Below are 21967 nucleotides of genomic sequence, written 5' to 3'. Positions count from 1 at the left end.
AGCTGCAATCTGAAAAAATGATTTAATACCGTGCATCCGGCAGATCGTTAATATGAAACTTTCCCGGGCTTAAAATGCCGTTAGGATCTAATGCATCTTTTACAGTTTTAAAAAGTTTCATATAGGATTCATTTACTATGCCCGCTTCGACTAACCAAGGGCTATTGATATAACCAGTCCAAATTGGCAGCGCTCCATTCTTCCACATAATCTCAGAAACACCGCGATGTAGCTTTCGCCTAATAGCCCATTCTTCTTCAAACTCAGGAATTTCGTTTCTGGTTGGAGCATAAACCAGGAATTTAACGCCACCGCCCACTACCGTCATTTGTGTCGCAAAACCCATTTTCACGTCCTGAAATTCATTTAAATTGTCCTGGTAGTAGGTTGTGAGTTGATCTAGCATCTTGTCAATGCCAGACCATTGAATATCCGCAATCCAAATGACGATCCCTGTTCCGCCCACCGCTCCCCAAGCAGGGTGCGCATAAAGCGTATTTCCAGTTTTTTCTAATAGCCATCGTGCATAGTTTCCATCCTTGATTTCCTGTCCGAACTCCTTGCAGCCGTATTTCGCTAAAACGCCATCCAAAGTTTTTTCGCAATAATCAAGCTCTTCCTGGCATTTGGCTGCAACTACATAGACGAGTGTCGCATTGTTTACTGGCTGGCCTGGATCAACGGCTCTTGCGTACGGCTCAAAGAACTCATACCCACCATAAATTGCCAGAAATTCGTGATCCCATATTCCAGTCACGAAAAGACCAGGAGAGCCCAATTTTTCCCACTCTCTGTAAATCTCAACGCAGACTTTTACATCCGCCAGAGGATTATCCACCGTAACCTCAGCGGGAACCATTACGCTCTTAGCTAACATGTGGGATGGCATGGGCTGAATTCTGAATGAGACTCGTGTCTTTATTCCCAGCATTCCAGGATCACCGATAAAAAGCCCAGTCAAATCGGGACCAGCAAGGTATCTTCCTCCATACCATGGTTTGCAGTAGTTAGACATCTCTGCCCCTGTTCTTACAATAGTTCCGTCGGCAAGGACCACCTCTACGCCGGTTGTCTGATCTCCGGGGCTTCGAAAATAGCACTCGCCCCCACCGCCAACTGAGTTACAACTTAAAGCTCCTCCAATTCTAGCCATGTTGTTCGCCGGGCCGTAGGTCGTCCACCAGCCAATTTTGTTCAACTCCTTTCTCAATTGTCCAAAGGATGCCCCGGCCTGTACGTTCACAACCATGGAGTCGGTGTCGACTTCGATTTTATCCATTTTTTTCAAATCCATTACTATGCAGCCGTTTCCTGGAGGCCTTGACCCAGAACTCAAATCAGACCCATTGCCTCGCGGCAGAATGGGTATCTTATACTCGTTGCATAGTTTTACTATTCCTGAAACCTGTTCAGTGGTCTTCGGCACTACAACCGCATCGGGAGGGATACGATAACTGAAATCATCAGCAGGCTTGGCATAGCTTTGAGTAATGAAATCCGCTGTAGAAATATTATCCTCTCCCACAACCACTTTCATTTGTTCAATTATGCTTGCATCTAATCCCATTTTAATCTCCTTTTCGTTTCGAATTTAACCTACTAATAGAAGCCATCGCTTGGGTAAATTTCGAGGATCAATTAGCGTTTAAGTCGTATTATTACCCAGCAGGCATATCCTACAATTTTATATCTCCCCACCCCCTTTCTTTACTGAGTCGCTAGACCACTCTCTATATCTTGGCAAATAAGAAATAATTTACATTATGGTTCTATAGTATAAATTGCAGGTGAATATAACTTATCAAAGAACATCATCTTTCTTAATTGTATATTGATAATGACACCCACGCTTCTTGTGTTAGTAGATTTCGTATTGTCCTATAACTGGGATTAGACACACCTTTATCTTCATCCAAATCTGTATCGACAAAAATCAAAAAAACATTTTCGTAAGTCAATTTTTTCAGAATCAATTTTATCTCGTCAAAAATAGCAATTTTATTGCTGGTAGGAATATTTGCCTTTCCATCAGACATTAGTATGATTATTGGAATCACTGCTTTACACTTCCTTTTTTCATTTACTAGAAGGCGAAGAGCCTCCACTAAACCTGAGGCCAGAGGCGTACCACCACCTGAAGGTAAATCCTCTATGTATTTTTCCGCCTGCTTTGAATATGCTCTTGAACAAATTGGCATTAATAGCTCAGATCTATGGTTCCTAAAGGTTATTAAGCCTATTCTATCGCGTTTAAGGTAACCTTCTTTAATAAAAGCCAGAGCAGCAGCTTTTAATCGCTCCATTTTTTCTTGACTAATGGATCCACTTGAATCAATGACTAGAACAGTCGCGAAAGGAAGCATTTTCTTTCTTGCTTTTTCCCTTATGTCTTCTTTTTTAATGATCAGTATTTTCTTGCTTTTGCCAGCTTTTCTATCCTTCTGGTATGGAGTTGCAGCACGTATGGTCGCCACAAGGTCTAAATTTTTTATTTGAATAGGGGCAAGCTCACTACCGATATGGCGGATGCCGTTTTCTGCAAATGCTTTTCCTCTCGCTCCAGTTCTAGCTCGAGCTACTTTTTTTTTTGCTTGAGCTTATCCCATGGTTTTGCAGCGTAGGAGGCGCCCACCTTAAATATTTCACCTTCATTTATTACTGGAATATCACTTATTCCGTTATGAACTTTTTCCACCTGTGTTTGTCTATTGAGAATGGAATCTTCTTCAACAGCTGCTAATCCCAAAACTTGCTCCACATCTGCCATTTTCTTCCGCAACAAAGCTTCATCCATAAAGGGTTCTTCAAACGGTTTGACCTGCATCCTGTGTGGTAAAACAAGACCAGCCGCTTCTTTTATGTCATCCATAATCACTTGTAGGCGTCCGTTATAAGCTGCAATTGTTCGAGATGCTCTTACTAGGCTGACTTCAGCGCGATGGGTTTTTATGTCTAATGACGAAGCGAGATAGGCACAAAATTCAATTAGTATCTCGTCAATTCTAACAGATGCAATAATGTCTCTTGCTGTTACCATACTTGTGAGAATTTCATGCTGCTGCGTCTCATATATCTTTCTGAACTCCTCAGGTCTTGTTTCGAACTGATTTACCAACAGGGCTATCTGGAATCGCTGATCGCGGTCCGTAATGCTTTTGACTTCGACATATAATCCAAATCTATCTAAAAGTTGTGGCCGTAGCTCGCCTTCTTCCGGGTTCATTGAGGCAACTAAGGTGAATCTAGCGGGGTGATAAAGAGATAAGCCTTCCCGCTCTATAACATTGACACCCATCGCCGCTGAATCCAACAATGTGTCTGCGATTGTGTCATCCAAAAGATTGACTTCGTCCACGTAGAGTATACCCCTATTGGCATTGGCTAGAAGTCCGGGTTGAAGGGTCTTGATACCCTCTGTCAAAGCCTTTTCAATGTCTATTGATCCTAATAATCTATCTTCAGTCACTCCTAATGGGAGATTTACAACCCGGATTTTTCTCTTTTCAGCAACTAATTTCTCTCCTCGCAATTGTTTTTGACGGCAAATTAAACACAAATTGTCCGGATCGAATGGATCACAACTAAACGGACAATCGTTGACTACCGAAATTTCAGGAAGCAGATGCGCCAAGGCCCTGACTGCACTTGACTTGCCCGTACCCTTTTCACCACGAAGCAATACACCTCCTAACTTTGGATTAATTATATTTAGAATGAGTGCCTTTTTCATTCTTTCTTGATTGACAAGTGCAGCAAATGGAATTACGTTCTTAAACCTTATATCTATCATACCGGATATCCGCTTTCATTGGGTATATACACTGCAGTAACGGCAATTCAAACCTGAAGCTCTGGGATATCTTTATAATAGTCTAATACATCCGGATTCGCTAAAGCGTCTCTGTTCAGCACGGGTTGATTATGGATAATTTTTCTTACCGCGAGTTCAACCTTTTTCATGTTGAGCGTATACGGGACACCTTTTACTGCTATAATTTTTGCTGGTACATGTCTCGGTGATGCGTTTTTTCTTATAAGGCTTACGATCTTGTTTTTTATAACATCTGTTAATGCAGTGTTTTCCTTCATAACTACAAAAAGGATGACTCTGACATCTCCTTTCCAATCCTGTCCGACGACAACGCTGTCGGCTATCTCTTCTATTGCTTCCATCTGTCGATATATTTCGGCTGTGCCGATTCTCACTCCTCCAGGGTTAAGTGTTGCATCGGAACGACCATAAATTATGACTCCCCCGGTATCCGTTATCTCTATGAAATCACCATGGCGCCATACGTTTGGAAAGACGTCAAAATATGCAGCATGGTATTTCGTCCCGTCTGGGTCATCCCAAAAATATATCGGCATTGACGGAAAAGGTGCCGTGCAGACGAGTTCGCCTTTGTGATTGTAAACAGGCTTGCCTTTTTCATCGAATGCTTCAACCTTCATACCCAGGTTCCTGCATTGGAGCTCGCCCCTGTATACTGGAGCGATAGGATTTCCTCCTGCAAAACAGCCATTCAGATCCGATCCGCCAGAAATCGATGCCAATTGAACATCTTCTTTTATATCGTGATAGACAAAATCAAACTGCTCTGGGGAAAGCGGCGAACCGGTGGATAGAACTGAGCGCAAACTCGATAGATCATACTCTTTACCGGGCCTGACCCCTGCACCCTCGAGGGCTGAGAGGTATCCGGCACTTGTACCGAATATGGTGATCTTTTCGTCCTGGGCCATTTCCCACAGCGCTCCTGGATGTGGATGGAACGGATTCCCATCATAGAGCGTAAGTGTCGCTCCCAAAGCTAGAGAAGTTGTCAGCCAGTTCCACATCATCCAGCCACATGTTGTATAGTAGAAAATGTTATCATTCCTACTGACATCTGCGTGTAGCTTTAATTCTTTAATATGATTGATTAATATCCCTGCTGCACTCTGTACCATACATTTTGGAAGGCCAGTGGTTCCGGAGGAATACATTATATATAGCGGGTGTTCTGCGGGAAGCTGCTCGAAGTGAATTTTAAGTCCGATCTCTTTAGATATAAAATCATCATAACATATGGCATTGGGAATCTGTTGGATGCCGCTCAAGTTATCGGTGTAGTTAACGACAATCACTTTCTCAATGGATGGAATATTTTCGACGATATTTGCAGTCCGTTCAAGTGAATCGAATTTTTTCCCTTTGAAATAATATCCATCGCCTACAAGAAGGACTTTCGGCTTGATTTGTCCGAATCGATCCAGGACCCCTTTGATGCCAAAATCGGGCGAACAAGAAGACCAGATGGCCCCTACACTTACGGCGGCTAACATGCCTATAATGGCTTCTGGCATGTTGGGGATAAATCCTGTAACGCGATCCCCTGTTTTTACCCCCATATCTCTCAAAGATTTGGCCAATCGCGCTACATTATCGTACAGTTCTGAATAGGTCATCCGGGATCGCTTTTCTGACTCCCCTCTAAATATCAATGCAATGTGATCGTCTTTGTATCGCAAAAGGTTTTCTGCAAAATTGAGTTCCGCGCCGTTAAACCAATGAGCTCCCGGCATTTTGTTTACATCATCGACCACACTATCGTATTTCTTGGATGCTTTTATTTCGGCGTAATCCCACATGGAAGTCCAAAATTCCGGTATCTTCTGTATGGACCATTGGTACAGATCGTCGTAAGATTGAAGCGTGCTTCCATACGTTTTGTTGATTAATTCAATGAATTGAGCCATGTTTGATTTTTGTTTACGTTTTTCACTCGGAGTCCAGATGGGTTCATTAATGGCCATATTTACCTCCTATTTATTGATATAATATCCACACCATATCCTTTTTCCGTATTTGGCTATCCAAAATCTCCCTTTCCGGGTTTTTGTCGTCTTTTTCTTGCAATTGACTAGGTTTGCACCTCCCTTGTAAAGCTAAGGACTTACTCTGGTTAACTATTTGCAATTTCGTTGCCGCTTTTACATTTTTACTTATCTTTTTTTTGTTACATAAGAGAATTGCCTCTATGTCATTGATCTAGAAAACATTTTTAATTAATTTTTTCTGTTTTTAGGCGTGGCTGGCTTTTATTTGTAAATGGGAGTGTGAGCAATAGTGGCTAATTTCAGCCATGCGTAGAATCCAAATATGGCTTAGATTAGATTATTCATTTGATAACAGGAACTTATATTATGGCTGAAATCAGCCATCAGCAGATGGCGTCCATAGGATTTCGAAAAGGGGACTTTTTTTCTGAAATACCTTTTCTCGAAGGATGTTTAAAAATCGGCTGGGGGATAATGCCGCGCGGCTCTTTCGAGTATGTCAGCCACGGCAAACAGACCGAAGCGCATGATGGCCGTGCCGCAAACGGCGAGGGAGAGGTTTGAACCAAAGTGACCGATACGGGTGTCGGCATGTCACCGGCTGGTAATCACCAACTTTGCGAATCGATTCAAAAGGCCCACGGGGTATCCCATTTATCTCATTGATTGCTCCTAATGGTTTCTGGTACGCTGATTTTCATCTTGGTTCACGCTTCGCGTTTCTTTCATGGTGTCTTTGGCAAAATCTCTTTTATATGATAAGCCCTTTTTTCATGACAAACGCGCACTCGAAAGCAAGAGGAGAATGGATATGGAAAATAAAACGCGACCTAGCTGCTCCTTTTTTAAAGACAAGGTGGCTATCATTACAGGGGCATCTACAGGCATAGGACTCGGTTTAACCCGTGGTCTGCTCGAGCGTGGGGCGGAGGTGTACATGTGCAGCCGAACGGCGAAAAACGTCGCGGCGGCAGCGGAATCCCTACGGAAACACGGCGGGCGCGTCCACGCGCAGGTGCTGGACGTGCGTGACGAAGATGCAGTCAATACGTATATCGAATACGTAGGGAGCCGAGGTCCCATCGACTACATATTCTGCAATGCGGGGGTAGGTTTCGGTCAGGCTTTCACCGTAACCAAGCGAGAAGATTGGAATACCGTATTCGACGTCAATCTGTTCGGCGTTGTGAACTGCGTTCACGCGGTCGTGCCCTGCATGATCAAGCAGGGATACGGGCATATCGTGAATACCGCTTCCGTGTGCGGGATCGTGCCACTGCCTTATCAGACCGTTTACGCGGCATCGAAGTATGCCGTTGTGGGGTTCGGCGAGGATCTGCGCTACGAGATGTCCTTCCACAATATCAAGGTGACGACGGTCTGTCCCGGCGCGGTGGATACGATGATCTTCTACCGCTCTCTGGATTATAAACTCCACATGGATCTCCCTAAGCCACCGGAGGCGATCGGCATTGACCAGGCGGCTGACGAGATTCTCGAAGGCGTGGAGGCGGGACGCAATATCATACCCGTCGAGAACTTCGCGCGCAGAATGTATCATGCCATGCGCACGAACCCGTCGGAGGTCGAAGACACGATGTGGTCATTGGCGAACCTCAGGCGTGAGGAACCGCAATATAAGGCGGACAAGCCGTCCGGGACCTGATCTCGATTCCTTGCAGGCAGAGAATATGCCGATGAATCCGTAAGCGGTTTATCCCCTTATCCTTAGTTTCGGAACGTCTGCCCCAGAAGCTGTCGACCCTGTGAATCCGAGGGGCACGCCCGGGGCGGCATCCACTAAAAAGGGCACCCATCCATCCGCGAGCACCACGGGTAGGGAGGCCTCCATGGAACGGCGGTTCTTAAACAGCCAGTTTCTTTTTGTGTTTCTTTCACTCATTCTTGCCCTTCCCTGCCCTGCACAGGCGGACGCGCTCATGGGCGGTGGAAACCCGGAGAGCGGGGGAATCGCCGCGAACCCCCAGACAGTCTACACCTTCCTGGGTTGGGATCAACTGGGCCGCGCCCTGGGCCTGAAGGATGAATGGGGGATCCGTGTGGGAGGATTCCTCATCCCCGAATTCAACCGGATTGCCTCTGGCGGAGCCGACCCGAACTCGAGTCATGTGAGCCTCGCCGTGGGTATCCACACGTCTGTCGATCTTGAAACGGCCTTCGGCATCCGCGGGGGGACGCTGGGGGTCGAATTCCTCGGGTTTACGGGGGATCCCATCACCCACGCCGCCGGCTGCATCCAGATGTTCAGCAACATGGACGGGTCTCCCCCCAGAGGCCGCGTAGAAATGATGCAGGCGTGGTGGCATCAGCGTTTGTTCGAAGACAAGCTCACCTTTCATATCGGGAAGATGAACGCGGCCGGCCACTTTGGCACGGTTACGAAACCGGTCATTGTCACCGAAGCACACCTTCAGGATCGAAGCAGCGACATCAGTAGTTTGATCTGGGTCCCCGTAGGCCTCAATCCGACGTTGCTCACTATACTCCCAGCCTATTACAACACGGCCTACGGGGCCACGATCCACTTTGCCCCTACCCGGGAGTTCTATGTCTCCTACGGGTTTTTCGACGGTAATTTAGCCCGGGGCGTACAGACGGGCCTCAAGTGGAAACCGCAGTTCAACAGCTATAAACTTCACATTGGAGAGGCGGGATATTCCTGGCGGGTGGGAGAGCACCGCAAGCCGGGGCGGTTTGGCGTTGGGGCATGGCAGCAGACAGGAGAATTCTACACCCCCGCTCTCACCCTCGAGGATGGGGCAGAAGGGTGTTATTTGTTTGCCAACCAGCGACTTTGGTACATGCGGCCGAACATCGACAACGCCGGAGTCATCGGCTATTTTCAATACGCCCACACAGGCGCAGACTCAGTGATGGTCAATGATTATGTGGGCGCCGGGCTCAGCGGGGTCGGTCTGGTGCCCGGGCGCCCATACGACACCATCAGTGCAGGCATGGCCTGGTCAGGGCTGAACGACCTCCCGGGCGCTGGCGCATTCTTCTGCCCCGAGACTCCTTCAAGCTCGAACGACCTCCGGGGACATGAAGTGATGCTGCAGACCGCATACCTGACCACCTTTGTTTTCAAGACGTCCAAGGCCTTTTGGACCCTCAGCCCGCAGTTGGCCTACACGTATATCCCCACCCCGGGGCGGCGTCCAGACCTCGAGGCGGCCCACGTATTCACGGCAAGATTCGTTGTGTTGTTTTAGAACAGCTGCCCCTCCGGGACCTTCTGAACCGCCGCGGAGGGGCTTCGCAGGCAACCGCTTCGGTCACACATCGGCCGCTGCTCGCCTGCAGGGCTATATCGATGTAAAATCTCCGGCCTTCCTGGCCCGGGCGACTCCCAGCAGGTAGGTATTCAAGAATGCATCCGTGCTCGGCATATAGGCCGCTCCCAGGGCCATGTTGACGCAGCCGCTCCGGTCGTCCTCGGTGACAAAGATGACGCGCCTGTTCTCCCCCGCGCCCTTGAGCACCGCCGCTGCACATTCCTCCGGCGTGATGGCCCCGGCCGGCGCCCCGCCCGCCCCTTCCCAAATGGCGGTGGCGACAGTGCCTGGAATGACCGTGGAAAAGCGGACACCATCATCCCAATACTCATAGCGCAGCGAGTTGGTCATGCCCAACAGCGCCGCTTTCGTAGCGGCATACATGCTCTGCAGAGGAAAATTCACGAAGGCGATGCCGGAGGCGGTGTTACAGATATGTCCACTTCTTGCCCCCTTCATATAGGGCAGCGCTGCTCGGATCCCATAGAGCGCCCCGTAGAAATTGATGGCGAAGGCCTTGGCCCAGTCGTCATTCCCCAGGTCGTCGAAGGCGCCGCCGAGGCCAAGGCCGGCGTTGTTGAACAGCAGGTCCAGACGGCCGCCGCCGAAGGCCGCCGCGCTATCCACCATGGCTTTGACGCTCTCCTCTCGGGTCACGTCGGTCCTTACGCCCTGCACCTTGCCGGGATACCGCCCGCTCAGGCGCTCCACGTGTTTCGCCAGATTGGTTTCGTTGATGTCGGCCATGGTTACTGCCTTTGCACCTATCTCCAGCATAGCCTCCACCAGCGCCAGCCCGATTCCTGAGGCGCCGCCGGTCACGGCGGCTACTTTGTCCATATAATATTCTTTCATTTTTTATCCTCCTTATCTTTCGACGTCGCCGAACATCCACCCATCATAACCGTTGAAAGCATGCGGCATCAGAAGCCGCGTTTCTTCCGGCCTGTATTCATAACAGATGGAAGAAGCTGTCTGATAGTTGTCGTTATCGTTCAGGAATGCGCCGAGCAGACGCTTCGGAGCGAGTTCGCACCTCGGATCGTTTATACAGATGGCTCGAATTCGAGCTTGTTGATGCGTGCGTGCTCTATCCCGTAAACATCGTTGAGGCATTCGCACCGGAGATTGCGAAAGTTGTAGAAAACGCCTTCCTTACGCCCGACGTCCGAATCCCAATTGAGCATGTGAAACGCGCCAGGGGTCCGAAGGTTTGCGGAGGGCAAGCTGATTGGGCATCCCCGCGCCGTGGCTGTCCATCACCCGCGTGATCTCAGTAATGATGAGGCCTATGGCCTCCCTTCGCCCTCTCTTCGTAGAAGGCGATAATGTCGTCGCTCACGCCCCCCTCCGGCGCCGCGAGATTCGTTCCCATGCCCGTCATGGCAACACGGTTTTTCAGTGTCAGTCGCCCGATGTCGATGGGGCTGTTCAAAATCTCGTACATTTTCTAACCCTTTCCACCGTTTTTGTCCTGCCATTATGGTGAGCCTAAATCTATCCTCAACCGGCACAGGGGAAGGCCTCATGGTCCCTTGCCCGTCCGCATCCTCAGTCCGTGCCCGATATTCTTCCGAGCAATGCACTCTGAACAACTGCGCCACACGAAGCACATCCCTTGTGAAATGATCGGAGATCGACCTTCTCCTAAGACGCTACGGCGCCCCCCCCTTGTCCTTGGAACTTTTTCAAGCTTTCGAGCTGATAGAGCAGGTAGAGCAGGACGCACCCGTTGGCAGCGAGGACGCCCCCAAGAACCAGCCCCGGGATCAGGTTGGAAATGAGCATCGTTATCCCGAATAGAATGGTCAAGATGTTCATGACGAGAAGCGCCGAGTCGACCTTGATGCGGATCGGCGGGATCGGCCCGCCGGCCTTTCTCTCCTTCAGCAACGGAACGCTGACCTTTGCAATCGTGATCATGCCTCCGGCCATGTTGAGGATACCGACCATGAGGGTAAGCGGTGCAACCAGGATATCGGGGATGATGCAGGAAACGACTCCAAGCCCACCGAAGACGAACCCGAGCAGAACAATAAGCCAACTCCTCTCGAAGGCCCCGATAGGTGTGCTGCCGACCGCCAGCATCTGGATGCCGAACAGGACCATCAGAAGACCAAGCTGGGCGCTCGGGGAAAACGGGATGAGGCCGAGACTCACCGGCAGGAGCAGAAGCCCCAGGAGCAGCATGAAAACACCCATCAGCAGGAGCATGGCGTTGTCCAAAGAAAGGCCTGCATGGGAATCCGGCAACTGGCCGGCCAGCGGATAGCGTCGTGTGATTTTCTGCAGCACCCAGGCTAGGTAGACGAGCGCAAAACCATAGAGAAGGGCGGCGGAAGCGACGAAAAAACCCGGCACGAGGTTCGGTTTGAAAATCAGCACCGCAATCAGAATCTGCACGAGATAGACCGCACAGGATGCGAAGATGAGCTGATTGAAGATGCTGCCGTAGGTGCGCCAGAGCCGTCCCTGGCCTTTGACGATGATCATCTGCAGCAGAAGGACGAGGCCGCCCGCTCCGAAGAACAGGATGAGGAGCATCCGGGGAACATGTCCCAGGACATCCGGGATGAAGCAGGTGACAATCCCGACGGTAGCCACGGTTACCCCGCAAAACATGAGGGTTCTGGTCCGCTTAAGGTCGCCGAAAGGGGTCCTTCCCATGGAAATGATCTGGAGGGCGAAGATGACGAGGAGAAGTCCGAACAGGCCGTTTTCGTAGTAAGGGAGAACCCCGGCATAAACGGGAAACAGCAGAATGCCCAGGAGAACCATGGCCATCCCTCCGAAGAGGAGGATGACGACTTCCAGCGAAAGGTCGGCCGCCTGAAGCAACCTGGATTCCCTCATCCGTTTCCTTCCCGTTCGGCCCAAAGGTATCACGGCAGAAGCCCTTGCCGGAAGGGCTCCCGCATGGAACCTGGGTTTACTCAAACAAACGGTCCGACATCATTGGCTCGCCTTTGTCAGGATTTTCGTGAAGTCAGCTGATCATAGCATCATAGTGCGGTCCGACGTCAAGTAGTTCCTCACTCTAAATATTATGAAACAGTTTATTGGCTCTTTTATGGTAAATACGCTTCGGCCGTTTATGATAACCCACCGGAAACCACAGCCTTTTTCCCTGTTTCCAGCTCGAAACATCATTCCCGGTCAAGTGCTCTACGATCTCTTTGCAATCCGGCGCAGCTATTTCGCACATAAGGCCCGAACCGATCCGCTTCAGCATGCTGCCGCTCAAGCTGTTTCCGGTCGGCGTCAGGTCCGAGCGACAGATGGGGGTTCCCTCACCCCCCGGGGCGGCAGAGCCGACGCTTCCCCATCATTCGAGCAGGCCCAGTTTTTTCAGCCTCGACTGAACGGCCCCGGGCCTCCTGGCGTGCGCCTCGGCTGAGCTCCGCGAGGCGAGGCCAAGCCCCGACTAACGAACAGTCGGAGTGAAATGGGAGTTCTTACACCTTAACTCTCTGGAAAACTGGGCCCGTACTTGGGGTCCACTTCACCCTTAAGCTCCTTTTTACCATTTAGTTTCCATCCGGAAATGGTCTTTTTGACCAATCTCGGCGTCAATCTGCACGTTTGCTTGTGCGGCGACCACCAGGTCGCCTCCGCGCAAACGCTTGATTTCCTTGATATTGGCCAAAAATCCTCATTTCCGGATTGGAAACTGGGTTTTATAGGGAAATCATTTCCGGATGGAGACCATTTATCTTGTCTCTAAAGGCATTATCATCTATACTTTTTCTCTCGAGACGACATTTAATCACCCACCCACGCTGTGAGACCTAGCAGGAATTTGCAATGGATGAGAGCTGTCTGCAATCGGATATGGTGAGCCGGAAAAGACCTGCCTCAGAGCAGTTACCACACGATATCCGGATCTTTTTCTGGGATGTGGATTTTGACAGACTTTCCGTGGTGGAATCAGCCCACTTCATCATCAGCCGTCTCATGGAACATGGCGACGAAAACGCATTCCGGTTTCTCCTGAAAAATTACGACCGTGACGAATTGGTTCGGGTTCTGAGGAACAGTCGATCTATCTCCAAGCGCTCGCGTATCTTCTGGAGCCTTTTTTTTGAAATTGATAAGGGATCATGTACCCCAAGACGATATCCGACGGCTTATACCGATTGCTCAAGCGCCTCGATCGATCCCTGGAATTGAGGAGCGGATATTTAGGGGGCGGAACAGCGCTGGCACTCCAATTGGGACACCGAAGGTCCGATGACCTGGACTTTTTTTTTCGGGAAGTCTTTAGTCCAATGGCGATCATCAGTGAACTGAAGGAGCTGGGACTGGCAGTCACGGTTCTCAATCAGACGCCTCGACACACGGAACTGGTTGTTCAGCGGTTTAAGGTCGATTTATTAAGCGAAACCATTCCTTTGAAGCGGTTGATAGGATCCATCCTTCCGGAGATCAATAATCTAAAGATGGCAGATGCCGCCGACATAGGCCGCATGAAACTCCTGACCATTGGAAGCAGGGGCTGCAGAAAAGATTTCGTGGACCTCTTCTGTCTCACAAGACACACGATTTCCCTTAAGGCGCTGATCGATGAATTCATTTTAGAGGGGCAAGGCATCAGGTTCAGTAAACTGCTGTTCCTCAAAGGGCTTGTGGATTTTGAAGCAGCGGATCTTGAACCCGATCCTGTTGTGTTCTGGGATATTGACTGGAATGGCGTGAAAGAAACCCTTATAGCAGAGGTCAAGCAAATCGCCCATGAGATTTGCTGAATTCCAGACCCAATTACAGCGTGGCGCCATAAACCGGCCTAATCTGTAGATAGGAGGCGTCTATTAAGCGCGAGACCTCTATAGCAACTCTTTTTCCTTTAGAACCGTCTCCACTATGGCACGGGCCTCTTTTCTCATGGTGTTCTCCCCCTTTGCGGCGCAGGCGAAGCTGTATGTGCCGTCCTCGCTTACGACATAGCCCACGAACCAGCCCAGGACAAAATTCCCGTGGCCGTCTGTGACGGACCGGGTCTTCCCGAAGAGGATCCCACGTTCGGTCTTCATGACAAACATCAGTTCCCTCAAAACCGACAAGGGTGCCTGAGAAAAGGGCAGTCGGCCCGTGGCCAGTTCTCTGATCGGCTTTGCCTGCTCGGTCGGTGAAATCAGGACCGTCTTGCGGCCTTTCGCCGGGGGCCATCGGGGCAATGCTCGGCGAGCAACGTGGTCAATCCCTCCGCTACAAGGAGTTGCCGCGCTTTTCTACTTTCTCACTCCGGCCTCGAACCAGGCGCTCACAACCCTGAACGCTCCTAGCTGGAGGGTTTCAAAGCATCCACCAATGCTCGGGCCTGATGGTGAAATCGATGAAGCGAAGGCCTCGGGATGTCGATACGATCTGGAAATCCGCAAGATGGCCGATGGGCAGGCTGCCAAGAGTGGGATGGTGTACCACAGTTCCCGCAAAATCCTTGACCGCGCGCCCGTCCTGAGGGCTGCAGCAGGCTTCTGCGTGGTCAACATGCATCACTTGACCTTTAAAAAGCTCCTCGTCAAAATCGAAGACAAGACCGAACCGCTGCTCATAATCGACGGGCAGAACCGCCCGGGTGTCCAGCCTTGCCAGTTCCGTGTAAAGCTCCATCTCGAGTTCCAGCTGTTTTTCCTGATCGAAGGAATATTTCTTGGCCCAGTAATCCCTTCCGTTTGTCTTGTCCTGAAGCCTGAAAAAAATCACCTCGTCGCTGAGCCGACCTCTTGCGCGGCCGAACGGCAGCGGCGCATCACCCGCCGACGCCACGGCCAACAGCTTTTTGTCAGATGGATTGAATGCGACCGTTCTTCTGTAGCTTTGGATGAGGCAGTAGGCGGTGCCACCTCCAGTCCGCTGTTGGAAAAACGGGTGAGCGCGTATCTTGGCCCGCAGCCCGGCTCGGCGGCTTGCGCTGGCGGGGTTCAACAGCACGTCCATTTTTTCATAGTGCAGCCACCTGCCGCGCCACCTGCCCTCTCCGCATGAGTGCAGTTCGCAGATGACGCCTCGTTTGCCGGAGATCACAAGTCGCACTTCGCCGTGCCGGGACATCAAGCGCCAGCGCCGCTCGAGCTCACCAGCCCCCCTGCCGATTCGGTGCCCAGGCAAAAGCTCCAGGGTTATTTGGTCAAACCCTACGCGCACGTAGCTGAAAAACCTTTGGGCGATCACGTCCCGTTCCACCCGGCGGCATTCCTCCCGGCGAAAGTGCAACGTATGCAACCATGAGATGAAGCCCCTCATGGGAGAGTTCTCATGGTCCGGCCGCCCGGATCCATTCTTTCCGGGAGGATCCTGATCACATCGTGCAGAACGGTGAACGATAGATCGTTTCCGGTTTTCGAGACAAAATCTCTGAGCGTTTCCAGGGAAGGAAATCCACGTCCAGGGATGAAGCAATGGGCGTCATCCACGAGGATGACGTGCCTCCTATCGCGCTGGGAGAGGATTGCCTCCAATTCCTCGAGCACGGGCGTCTCCTTGGGACCACGGGCTGATCTCCCGTAGCGGAAATAATGCGCATCGAGCCAAAACAACACATCGGTTTGAATCTCGGCAAGAATTTCGCCTGTCTTTTCTGCGCTGTCACCCTGCACAAGGGCAACGTGGGGCGCCGAAGCAAACCGTTTCAGGCAGAAAGCGAAGAGGTCAGGGTCAAGCTCAATGCTGTAAAGGTGCTCAAAATGCTTCATAACGCCGAACACCATATCCCCATACTGCGTGCCGGTTTCGACAAAAACCCGAAGGCCGAAGCGCCGCGCGTAATCACAGACCAGCGACTGCTTGTAAGCATGGGGTGTACGAAACGGGCACCCTTTCTTCCGCCAGGTATCGATACGCCTCCGGTTCAGAGCCTGCAGGGTCCAGCGCCCTGGGCCTGTCGATCCAAGCAGATCAAGGACTTTCGATCTTCGCCATGTCATGGTTTGCACAACCCCCGATTTGCGCCTTGGAAGCGGTGTGCATCAAAAACGCCGGGCCGCCTCGAAACTGGCTGAAGATTCCGCTGCACTTACTCATTGAAGGATCAACCCATCGAAGGTCCCGCCTGAAACGTGCCAGCCGCCGCCATACTGCAGCCCAGCCACATGCACAAAACCAGCATACAGGCACGAAGAGGCCAAGGGGGCGTGCGGCGGGCCCCCGGTGGCCCGCCCGAGATTCGGTGAACGGCCATATACCTTATCCTCCTGTTCCGACGTCCCACCCGTTCATCCGTATTCCCGACATTTCCGGATTGCACACCGGGTCGTTCTGGATAAACCATTTCCGGACAGGAACGAGCACAGCAAACAGCCTGACCGGGATTTTGCACCGTCCCCAATATATTGCCTTCTTCCTGCAGAGGTCCGGTTTTCTATTTCACGGTGCAAATCAATCAGTTTCATCAACTATTACAGACCCTTAAACGGTGTCTCCAGACCACCGGTTCTCCCGAATGTCTGCTGATCCTATGAATTCTTGCGCGCCGGTTTCGCTCTCATGCCCCAATCTTGGGGGGGCCCTTCTGGCGAGCCACTTTCCTCACCAGCGCGGCCTCTCCGATCTCCCGCATCCGGCGGATGAGCGGCGCCGGATCGAAATACCGGTTGGGTCGGTTGTTATGAAACCAGGGTTCCGCGAGCACCGCACGCCGTACTTCAGGGTTGCGGTCGATTTCCCGCACCACGGCCGCCGCCCGATCCATGGCGCGGGGCATGATATGATATTTCCAAAACCGCTTGTATAGGAAGGGAAACCGTTTGAGCCACCTGGGACAGCGGGCGGATTCCTCGGCCTCGTAGTCATTGACATTGACGAAGCTGCGCGGGTTGAATTCCCGCACCACCGCCGGATTGCCCCAGTAGATCGGAATGCAGCCCGCCCTCATGGCGTCGACCAGCTTCTCCGAGGTGTAACCGGGATAACTGCAGTTCTCGAAGACCAGGGCGAACCGGAACGTTTGGAAAAAGCTGCATTTGAGCGCTTGAAATTCATCGTTCATCCTTGATTTTTCAGGATCCCCGTCAGAAATGGGCGCCGCGTTGCTGCGGCTGCGCCCCGGCGCGACGACCCTGCGGTACGCCGCCAATCGGTCGAACATGGCGCAACGGGTCCAGGCATCTTTGTAGGCGACGTAGGCGCAAAAACCCTCACGCCCCTCCGCCATGATCCGGTCAGCGTAATCCCCCGTCTTGATCAACTCGCGCCCCCAGTCATCGCGGAAAGCGCGGCCGTCGATCTCGATGGCGTACAACGGCACCCTGAGATGACGAGGATGACGAAACTCTTCATCACATTCATAGGAAAAGGCCCAGTCGGCTGCCGACATATCCGGGCGGCGTGCTTCACCCGTATAAAAAACCTTCAGGTAGTCGCCTGCCGGCCATTCACCCTGGAACACTGAAAAGAACAGGATATCCGGACTGGCCCCAACCTGGACATCGAAGTGCATCCGCAGGGCATTGACCAGAAAGTTATGCTCGGGGTTGAAATTCGGCCACCATCTTGCGAAATCTACACGCAGCACCGGACGCTCATTCTCCAAAGAATTCTGAACCTCCTTCAAAATCAGAGGGGTCACTGTGCATATTCCATGAACTCACGCATAGGAATCTGTGCAGTTTCCCTCAACAGCACAAAGCGCTGCCGTTCCTTTCTCCGCTTCCTTCATCTACCCGCGCCCTTGTCGAAGAAACGCATCGAGATAAAAACCTATCGCTCTTTTGGATGCTTGGCCATATGCTGTGGCCTCTCCCCCATCCGCACACCTCCTATCCTATTGAAATCAAAATGGTCCTGGCACGCAATTTGCGTCGCCAAAATCGCCGTTGCGAATGATTCCGGACTCGGAAAACCTGCCTGGTGTTTATCCAGTTTCCATCCGGAAATGGTCTTTTTTGCCAATCTCAGCGTCAATCTGCACGTTTGCTTGTGCGGCGACCACCAGGTCGCCTCCGCGCAAACGCTTGATTTCCTTGATATTGGCAAAAAATCCTCATTTCCGGATTGGAAACTGGGTTGTACCGGGAAATCATTTCCGGATGGAGACTATCTAGAAAGGATGGCGAGCGATGATCCAGATCCCGGTCCGGAAACGAGGATTTTCCCTGACCGGCTTCGCCACTCAGTCCAACCCTTCGGCGGCAGGTCGCGGTTTGGTTTAGAACCAGGAAATCAATCGTTTGTGCGGAAGCAGCCTGTGGGTCACCGCGCGGTCTTCTATCAACCAGGAACACTATCACCTTATCCTGAAACTGCAAATAGGGAGCTTTATCATGGCAAGAAACCTGCTGTTCATAATGGCGGCCCTTTTCCTCTGCAACGCCTGCGCAACCAAGACGCCTTTTCTTTACAATCATCCGGCCATCAGCGCAAACCCCTCCGGAACCATCACGATCAGCCTGGAAAAACTGGATGACAGGCGGCAGGGTGACACCGGCATCGACGCCATCTTCGAACAACAGCCGGTCGAGGAGATCGATCGCATCATCGAGCACGAAATGATGAGCACCGGCCTCTTCAAACGCGTCGTGCGACTCGATCCCAAGGCTGCGAACACGCCACAATCTACAGAATCAAGCCCTATTGACCTGCATGCGGATCTGGATCTTCTCATGCTGCAATGGGAGTGTCCGGATGGAGACGAGATCGCCGCCACAACAGTTCTCCTCAGCGCGTTGACGGGTGCAGTGGGAGGGTTGATCTACGGCTGCACAGAAACCTATGTCGTCGGAACAGCTCACATGGATCTGAAACTGACCGACGTGAAAACCGGCGAACTAGTATTCGAGAAGACCTACATGGCCGACTACAACCACCCATGCTCCAAGATGAAATTTGACCTCCCGTCCACAAAGGCTGAATCCATTGCCGGATCCGTTTACATGATCATGCAGGAATTCAAAGCGGATCTGAATTCGCTGCTGAAACAACCCGCATTTCAATCAGCAGGGATACCAACCGCCTACAAATGATGTCAATGCGGGATGGCCGCGCAAAGCACTGAGTAAGGGTTTGCCGCCCGGCCGGAATCCCTTGGACTTTGAAAAGAAATGGCCCCCGAAGGGGCCAGAGTGAACGTCTGAAGAATGTGGCCGTTAATCTTTCAGCCACAGTTGAGATGAGAAATTTCCGAGCGGGATGGGAGAAAAGCCCCAGGCCTCCTCTCCACCAGTGCCTTGATACGTACGTTCCCCCTGATCGGCCTCTGCCTCGGGTCGAAGGAATCCTGTCTGAAGCTGGTCAACCACGTTTTGTTTCCGAAGTCCACCTCGGCATAGAGTCCATCCCGCTCGTAGACGATCGTTTCTCTGTTCTCCATGGCCTCTTGAAGGTTGGGCAAGTCGTTGACCAGCCATGTGTTTGATGTTTCCTTAACCGCCCCATATCCGATGAACTCGTCCGTTGACCAAGACCGCGCCTCCCGGATTGCCCCATGCGGCCGGTTCGTAGATCAAGAAAAGCACAGCAGCCAAAAGCGCTGATGCATTGAACCTACGACGTAAACATGCCTTCCTTTGATGCCCCCCTGTGATGAAATCGGCACTTCCTTCTGTCAGCATAGGGCTCAGCGTTCCCCATGCAAAGAGAAAGAACCATTGCGCTGTAGGCCTTCCACTGGATGTAGCCATGCCCAGGCCGGTTACGCTACGTAGCGCTGCAGCTCGGAAACGGTTTACAGGTCGCTGCACCAGCCCGGCGGGACATTGAAGCGGGACACTGACCCGGGGCCTTGACAACCAGCCTTCGACATGATGATATCATCGACTTCCAAGACCCCGTTATTTGCAAAGAGAGGTATGGCTCCGATATAAAAACACCCAGACCGGTCAGCGTCATCATGCCCGTCTACAACGCCGCCCCGTACCTATCAGAGGCGGTGGAAAGCATTCTCAATCAAACCTTCCGCGATTTCGAATTCATCATCAATGACGGGTCGACAGACGCCAGCTTGGATATACTGGAACATTATTCCCATATTGACCGCCGCATCACGGTTCACCATCAGGAGAACAAGGGGTTGATCCACGCCCTGAATAGGGCAAGCCGGTTGGCACAGGGACCTTTATTAGCGCGCATGGATGCAGATGACATCAGTTTGCCCACTCGGCTCGAGCGGCAGGTCGCCTTTCTCGAAAACCACCCCGAGGTAGGTGTGCTGGGCTCCTGGCATGAGAGCTTTATCCAAGACAAAGAAGAATCCACCTTGGTGCCGCTGCCAACACAACCCTTGAGTACAGCCTGGAGACTGCTCTTCGGGACGCCTGTGCCTCATCCAACGGTTATTTTACGCAAGGAATTGTTGGAGAAATCCGGTTACTACAGGGAAACTGCACCTTTTATCGAAGATCGCGATCTTTGGCTTCGAGTGTCCAAAATTATGGTGAGCCTAAATCTATCCTCAACCGGCACAGGGGAAGGCCTCATGGTCCCTTGCCCGTCCGCATCCTCAGTCCGTGCCCGATACTCTTCCGAGCAATGCACTCTGAACAACTGCGCCACACGAAGCACATCCCTTGTGAAATGATCGGAGATCGACCTTCTCCTAAGACGCTACGGCGTCCCCCCCTTGTCCTTGGAACTTTTTCAAGCTTTCGAGCTGATAGAGCAGGTAGAGCAGGACACACCCGTTGGCAGCGAGGACGCCCCCAAGAACCAGCCCCGGGATCAGGTTGGAAATGAGCATCGTTATCCCGAATAGAATGGTCAAGATGTTCATGACGAGAAGCGCCGAGTCGACCTTGATGCGGATCGGCGGGATCGGCCCGCCGGCCTTTCTCTCCTTCAGCAACGGAACGCTGACCTTTGCAATCGTGATCATGCCTCCGGCCATGTTGAGGATACCGACCATGAGGGTAAGCGGTGCAACCAGGATATCGGGGATGATGCAGGAAACGACTCCAAGCCCACCGAAGACGAACCCGAGCAGAACAATAAGCCAACTCCTCTCGAAGGCCCCGATAGGTGTGCTGCCGACCGCCAGCATCTGGATGCCGAACAGGACCATCAGAAGACCAAGCTGGGCGCTCGGGGAAAACGGGATGAGGCCGAGACTCACCGGCAGGAGCAGAAGCCCCAGGAGCAGCATGAAAACACCCATCAGCAGGAGCATGGCGTTGTCCAAAGAAAGGCCTGCATGGGAATCCGGCAACTGGCCGGCCAGCGGATAGCGTCGTGTGATTTTCTGCAGCACCCAGACTAGGTAGACGAGCGCAAAACCATAGAGAAGGGCGGCGGAAGCGACGAAAAAACCCGGCACGAGGTTCGGTTTGAAAATCAGCACCGCAATCAGAATCTGCACGAGATAGACCGCACAGGATGCGAAGATGAGCTGATTGAAGATGCTGCCGTAGGTGCGCCAGAGCCGTCCCTGGCCTTTGACGATGATCATCTGCAGCAGAAGGACGAGGCCGCCCGCTCCGAAGAACAGGATGAGGAGCATCCGGGGAACATGTCCCAGGACATCCGGGATGAAGCAGGTGACAATCCCGACGGTAGCCACGGTTACCCCGCAAAACATGAGGGTTCTGGTCCGCTTAAGGTCGCCGAAAGGGGTCCTTCCCATGGAAATGATCTGGAGGGCGAAGATGACGAGGAGAAGTCCGAACAGGCCGTTTTCGTAGTAAGGGAGAACCCCGGCATAAACGGGAAACAGCAGAATGCCCAGGAGAACCATGGCCATCCCTCCGAAACTGAGTTCTACCGCGAAATCATTTCCGGATGGATACTACCTACTCCATCAGGGTGAAAGAAACTACGGCAAGGGCATCTCAAGGCGGCGGCCAATCGGCGGCAACCCACCGGATGTGTCGTTGCGCGGACACATCCGGTGGCAGGTCGCATGAGCGGATCACGAACGGAATTTTCCG

General features: G+C 51.9%; 22 protein-coding genes. 9 read left to right on the top strand and 13 right to left on the bottom strand.

The window, feature by feature from the left end; translation table 11 throughout:
• Nucleotides 1–22: 22 nt before the first annotated feature.
• From ACZ500_RS05220 to ACZ500_RS05205, 4 genes are all read right to left on the bottom strand, one after another.
• Complete coding sequence (locus ACZ500_RS05220; RefSeq protein WP_464231462.1) at nt 23–1567, bottom strand: FAD-binding oxidoreductase; 1545 nt, start codon at nt 1565–1567, stop codon at nt 23–25.
• Nucleotides 1568–1820: 253 nt separating this feature from the next.
• Nucleotides 1821–2474, bottom strand: coding sequence for a VWA domain-containing protein (locus tag ACZ500_RS05215; protein WP_464231461.1), 654 nt, complete (start codon nt 2472–2474; stop codon nt 1821–1823).
• 101 nt (nt 2475–2575) lie between these two features.
• A complete protein-coding gene (locus ACZ500_RS05210; RefSeq protein WP_464231460.1) occupies nt 2576–3790 on the bottom strand; it encodes an ATP-binding protein in 1215 nt (404 codons plus the stop codon).
• A 47-nt stretch (nt 3791–3837) separates the two neighbouring features.
• Nucleotides 3838–5796: an acetoacetate--CoA ligase gene (locus ACZ500_RS05205; RefSeq protein WP_464231459.1), complete on the bottom strand. Its 1959-nt coding sequence runs from the start codon at nt 5794–5796 to the stop codon at nt 3838–3840.
• 390 nt (nt 5797–6186) lie between these two features.
• On the opposite strand from ACZ500_RS05205, the gene ACZ500_RS05200 reads away from it, so the two are divergent.
• The 3 genes from ACZ500_RS05200 (at nt 6187) to ACZ500_RS05190 (ending at nt 9053) form a co-directional block, all read left to right on the top strand.
• Nucleotides 6187–6384 (top strand): hypothetical protein, encoded by a 198-nt coding sequence (locus ACZ500_RS05200; RefSeq protein ID WP_464231458.1) that lies wholly within the window; start codon nt 6187–6189, stop codon nt 6382–6384.
• Between the two features lie 247 nt (nt 6385–6631).
• Nucleotides 6632–7486 carry an SDR family NAD(P)-dependent oxidoreductase gene (locus tag ACZ500_RS05195; protein ID WP_464231457.1) on the top strand — a complete coding sequence of 285 codons (855 nt, stop codon included), beginning with the start codon at nt 6632–6634 and terminating at the stop codon, nt 7484–7486.
• A gap of 184 nt (nt 7487–7670) precedes the next feature.
• Nucleotides 7671–9053 carry a carbohydrate porin gene (locus tag ACZ500_RS05190; protein WP_464231456.1) on the top strand — a complete coding sequence of 461 codons (1383 nt, stop codon included), beginning with the start codon at nt 7671–7673 and terminating at the stop codon, nt 9051–9053.
• Nucleotides 9054–9146: 93 nt separating this feature from the next.
• Here the strand turns inward: ACZ500_RS05190 and ACZ500_RS05185 are convergent, their stop codons facing one another.
• The 3 genes from ACZ500_RS05185 to ACZ500_RS05175 all read right to left on the bottom strand — a co-directional run bounded on the left by ACZ500_RS05185 (nt 9147) and on the right by ACZ500_RS05175 (nt 11969).
• Complete coding sequence (locus tag ACZ500_RS05185) at nt 9147–9971, bottom strand: SDR family NAD(P)-dependent oxidoreductase (RefSeq protein ID WP_464231455.1); 825 nt, start codon at nt 9969–9971, stop codon at nt 9147–9149.
• 418 nt (nt 9972–10389) lie between these two features.
• Nucleotides 10390–10563, bottom strand: coding sequence for an oxidoreductase (locus tag ACZ500_RS05180; RefSeq protein WP_464231454.1), 174 nt, complete (start codon nt 10561–10563; stop codon nt 10390–10392).
• 200 nt (nt 10564–10763) lie between these two features.
• Nucleotides 10764–11969: a hypothetical protein gene (locus tag ACZ500_RS05175; RefSeq protein WP_464231453.1), complete on the bottom strand. Its 1206-nt coding sequence runs from the start codon at nt 11967–11969 to the stop codon at nt 10764–10766.
• A gap of 691 nt (nt 11970–12660) precedes the next feature.
• Here ACZ500_RS05175 and ACZ500_RS05170 point away from each other — a divergent pair.
• The 3 genes from ACZ500_RS05170 to ACZ500_RS05160 all read left to right on the top strand — a co-directional run bounded on the left by ACZ500_RS05170 (nt 12661) and on the right by ACZ500_RS05160 (nt 13861).
• Nucleotides 12661–12840, top strand: a complete 180-nt coding sequence (locus ACZ500_RS05170) for a hypothetical protein (RefSeq protein WP_464231452.1) — start codon at nt 12661–12663, stop codon at nt 12838–12840.
• Between the two features lie 107 nt (nt 12841–12947).
• Nucleotides 12948–13286 carry a DUF6922 domain-containing protein gene (locus tag ACZ500_RS05165; RefSeq protein WP_464231451.1) on the top strand — a complete coding sequence of 113 codons (339 nt, stop codon included), beginning with the start codon at nt 12948–12950 and terminating at the stop codon, nt 13284–13286.
• Nucleotides 13217–13861: a nucleotidyl transferase AbiEii/AbiGii toxin family protein gene (locus ACZ500_RS05160; RefSeq protein ID WP_464231450.1), complete on the top strand. Its 645-nt coding sequence runs from the start codon at nt 13217–13219 to the stop codon at nt 13859–13861. The genes ACZ500_RS05165 and ACZ500_RS05160 overlap by 70 nt, the downstream gene beginning before the upstream one ends.
• A gap of 78 nt (nt 13862–13939) precedes the next feature.
• Here the strand turns inward: ACZ500_RS05160 and ACZ500_RS05155 are convergent, their stop codons facing one another.
• The 4 genes from ACZ500_RS05155 to ACZ500_RS05140 all read right to left on the bottom strand — a co-directional run bounded on the left by ACZ500_RS05155 (nt 13940) and on the right by ACZ500_RS05140 (nt 17643).
• On the bottom strand, nt 13940–14146 hold the full coding sequence (locus ACZ500_RS05155) for a hypothetical protein (protein WP_464231449.1): 207 nt from the start codon (nt 14144–14146) through the stop codon (nt 13940–13942).
• Nucleotides 14147–14408: 262 nt separating this feature from the next.
• Entirely contained in the window at nt 14409–15299 is an 891-nt protein-coding gene (locus ACZ500_RS05150) for a hypothetical protein (protein WP_464231448.1), read from the bottom strand.
• Nucleotides 15300–15355: 56 nt separating this feature from the next.
• The gene (locus ACZ500_RS05145; protein ID WP_464231447.1) at nt 15356–16039 is read right to left on the bottom strand and encodes a hypothetical protein; all 684 of its coding nucleotides are present in this window, start codon (nt 16037–16039) and stop codon (nt 15356–15358) included.
• Between the two features lie 557 nt (nt 16040–16596).
• On the bottom strand, nt 16597–17643 hold the full coding sequence (locus ACZ500_RS05140; protein WP_464231446.1) for a glycosyltransferase family 10 domain-containing protein: 1047 nt from the start codon (nt 17641–17643) through the stop codon (nt 16597–16599).
• Between the two features lie 730 nt (nt 17644–18373).
• Between ACZ500_RS05140 and ACZ500_RS05135 the strand changes: the two genes are divergently transcribed.
• Nucleotides 18374–19072 (top strand): hypothetical protein, encoded by a 699-nt coding sequence (locus ACZ500_RS05135; RefSeq protein ID WP_464231445.1) that lies wholly within the window; start codon nt 18374–18376, stop codon nt 19070–19072.
• A gap of 131 nt (nt 19073–19203) precedes the next feature.
• On the opposite strand, the gene ACZ500_RS05130 is transcribed toward ACZ500_RS05135, so the two are convergent.
• A complete protein-coding gene (locus tag ACZ500_RS05130; protein ID WP_464231444.1) occupies nt 19204–19419 on the bottom strand; it encodes a hypothetical protein in 216 nt (71 codons plus the stop codon).
• A 411-nt stretch (nt 19420–19830) separates the two neighbouring features.
• Between ACZ500_RS05130 and ACZ500_RS05125 the strand changes: the two genes are divergently transcribed.
• On the top strand, nt 19831–20625 hold the full coding sequence (locus tag ACZ500_RS05125) for a glycosyltransferase family 2 protein (RefSeq protein ID WP_464231443.1): 795 nt from the start codon (nt 19831–19833) through the stop codon (nt 20623–20625).
• 18 nt (nt 20626–20643) lie between these two features.
• Here the strand turns inward: ACZ500_RS05125 and ACZ500_RS05120 are convergent, their stop codons facing one another.
• Nucleotides 20644–21774, bottom strand: a complete 1131-nt coding sequence (locus ACZ500_RS05120; protein WP_464231442.1) for a hypothetical protein — start codon at nt 21772–21774, stop codon at nt 20644–20646.
• Here ACZ500_RS05120 and ACZ500_RS05115 point away from each other — a divergent pair.
• Complete coding sequence (locus ACZ500_RS05115) at nt 21773–21943, top strand: hypothetical protein (protein WP_464231441.1); 171 nt, start codon at nt 21773–21775, stop codon at nt 21941–21943. The two genes, ACZ500_RS05120 and ACZ500_RS05115, sit on opposite strands and share 2 nt — an antisense overlap.
• The last annotated feature ends 24 nt before the right edge of the window (nt 21944–21967 follow it).

This window comes from Desulfatiglans parachlorophenolica (genome assembly GCF_055394735.1).
This window is presented reverse-complemented; position numbering and strand designations above follow the sequence as displayed.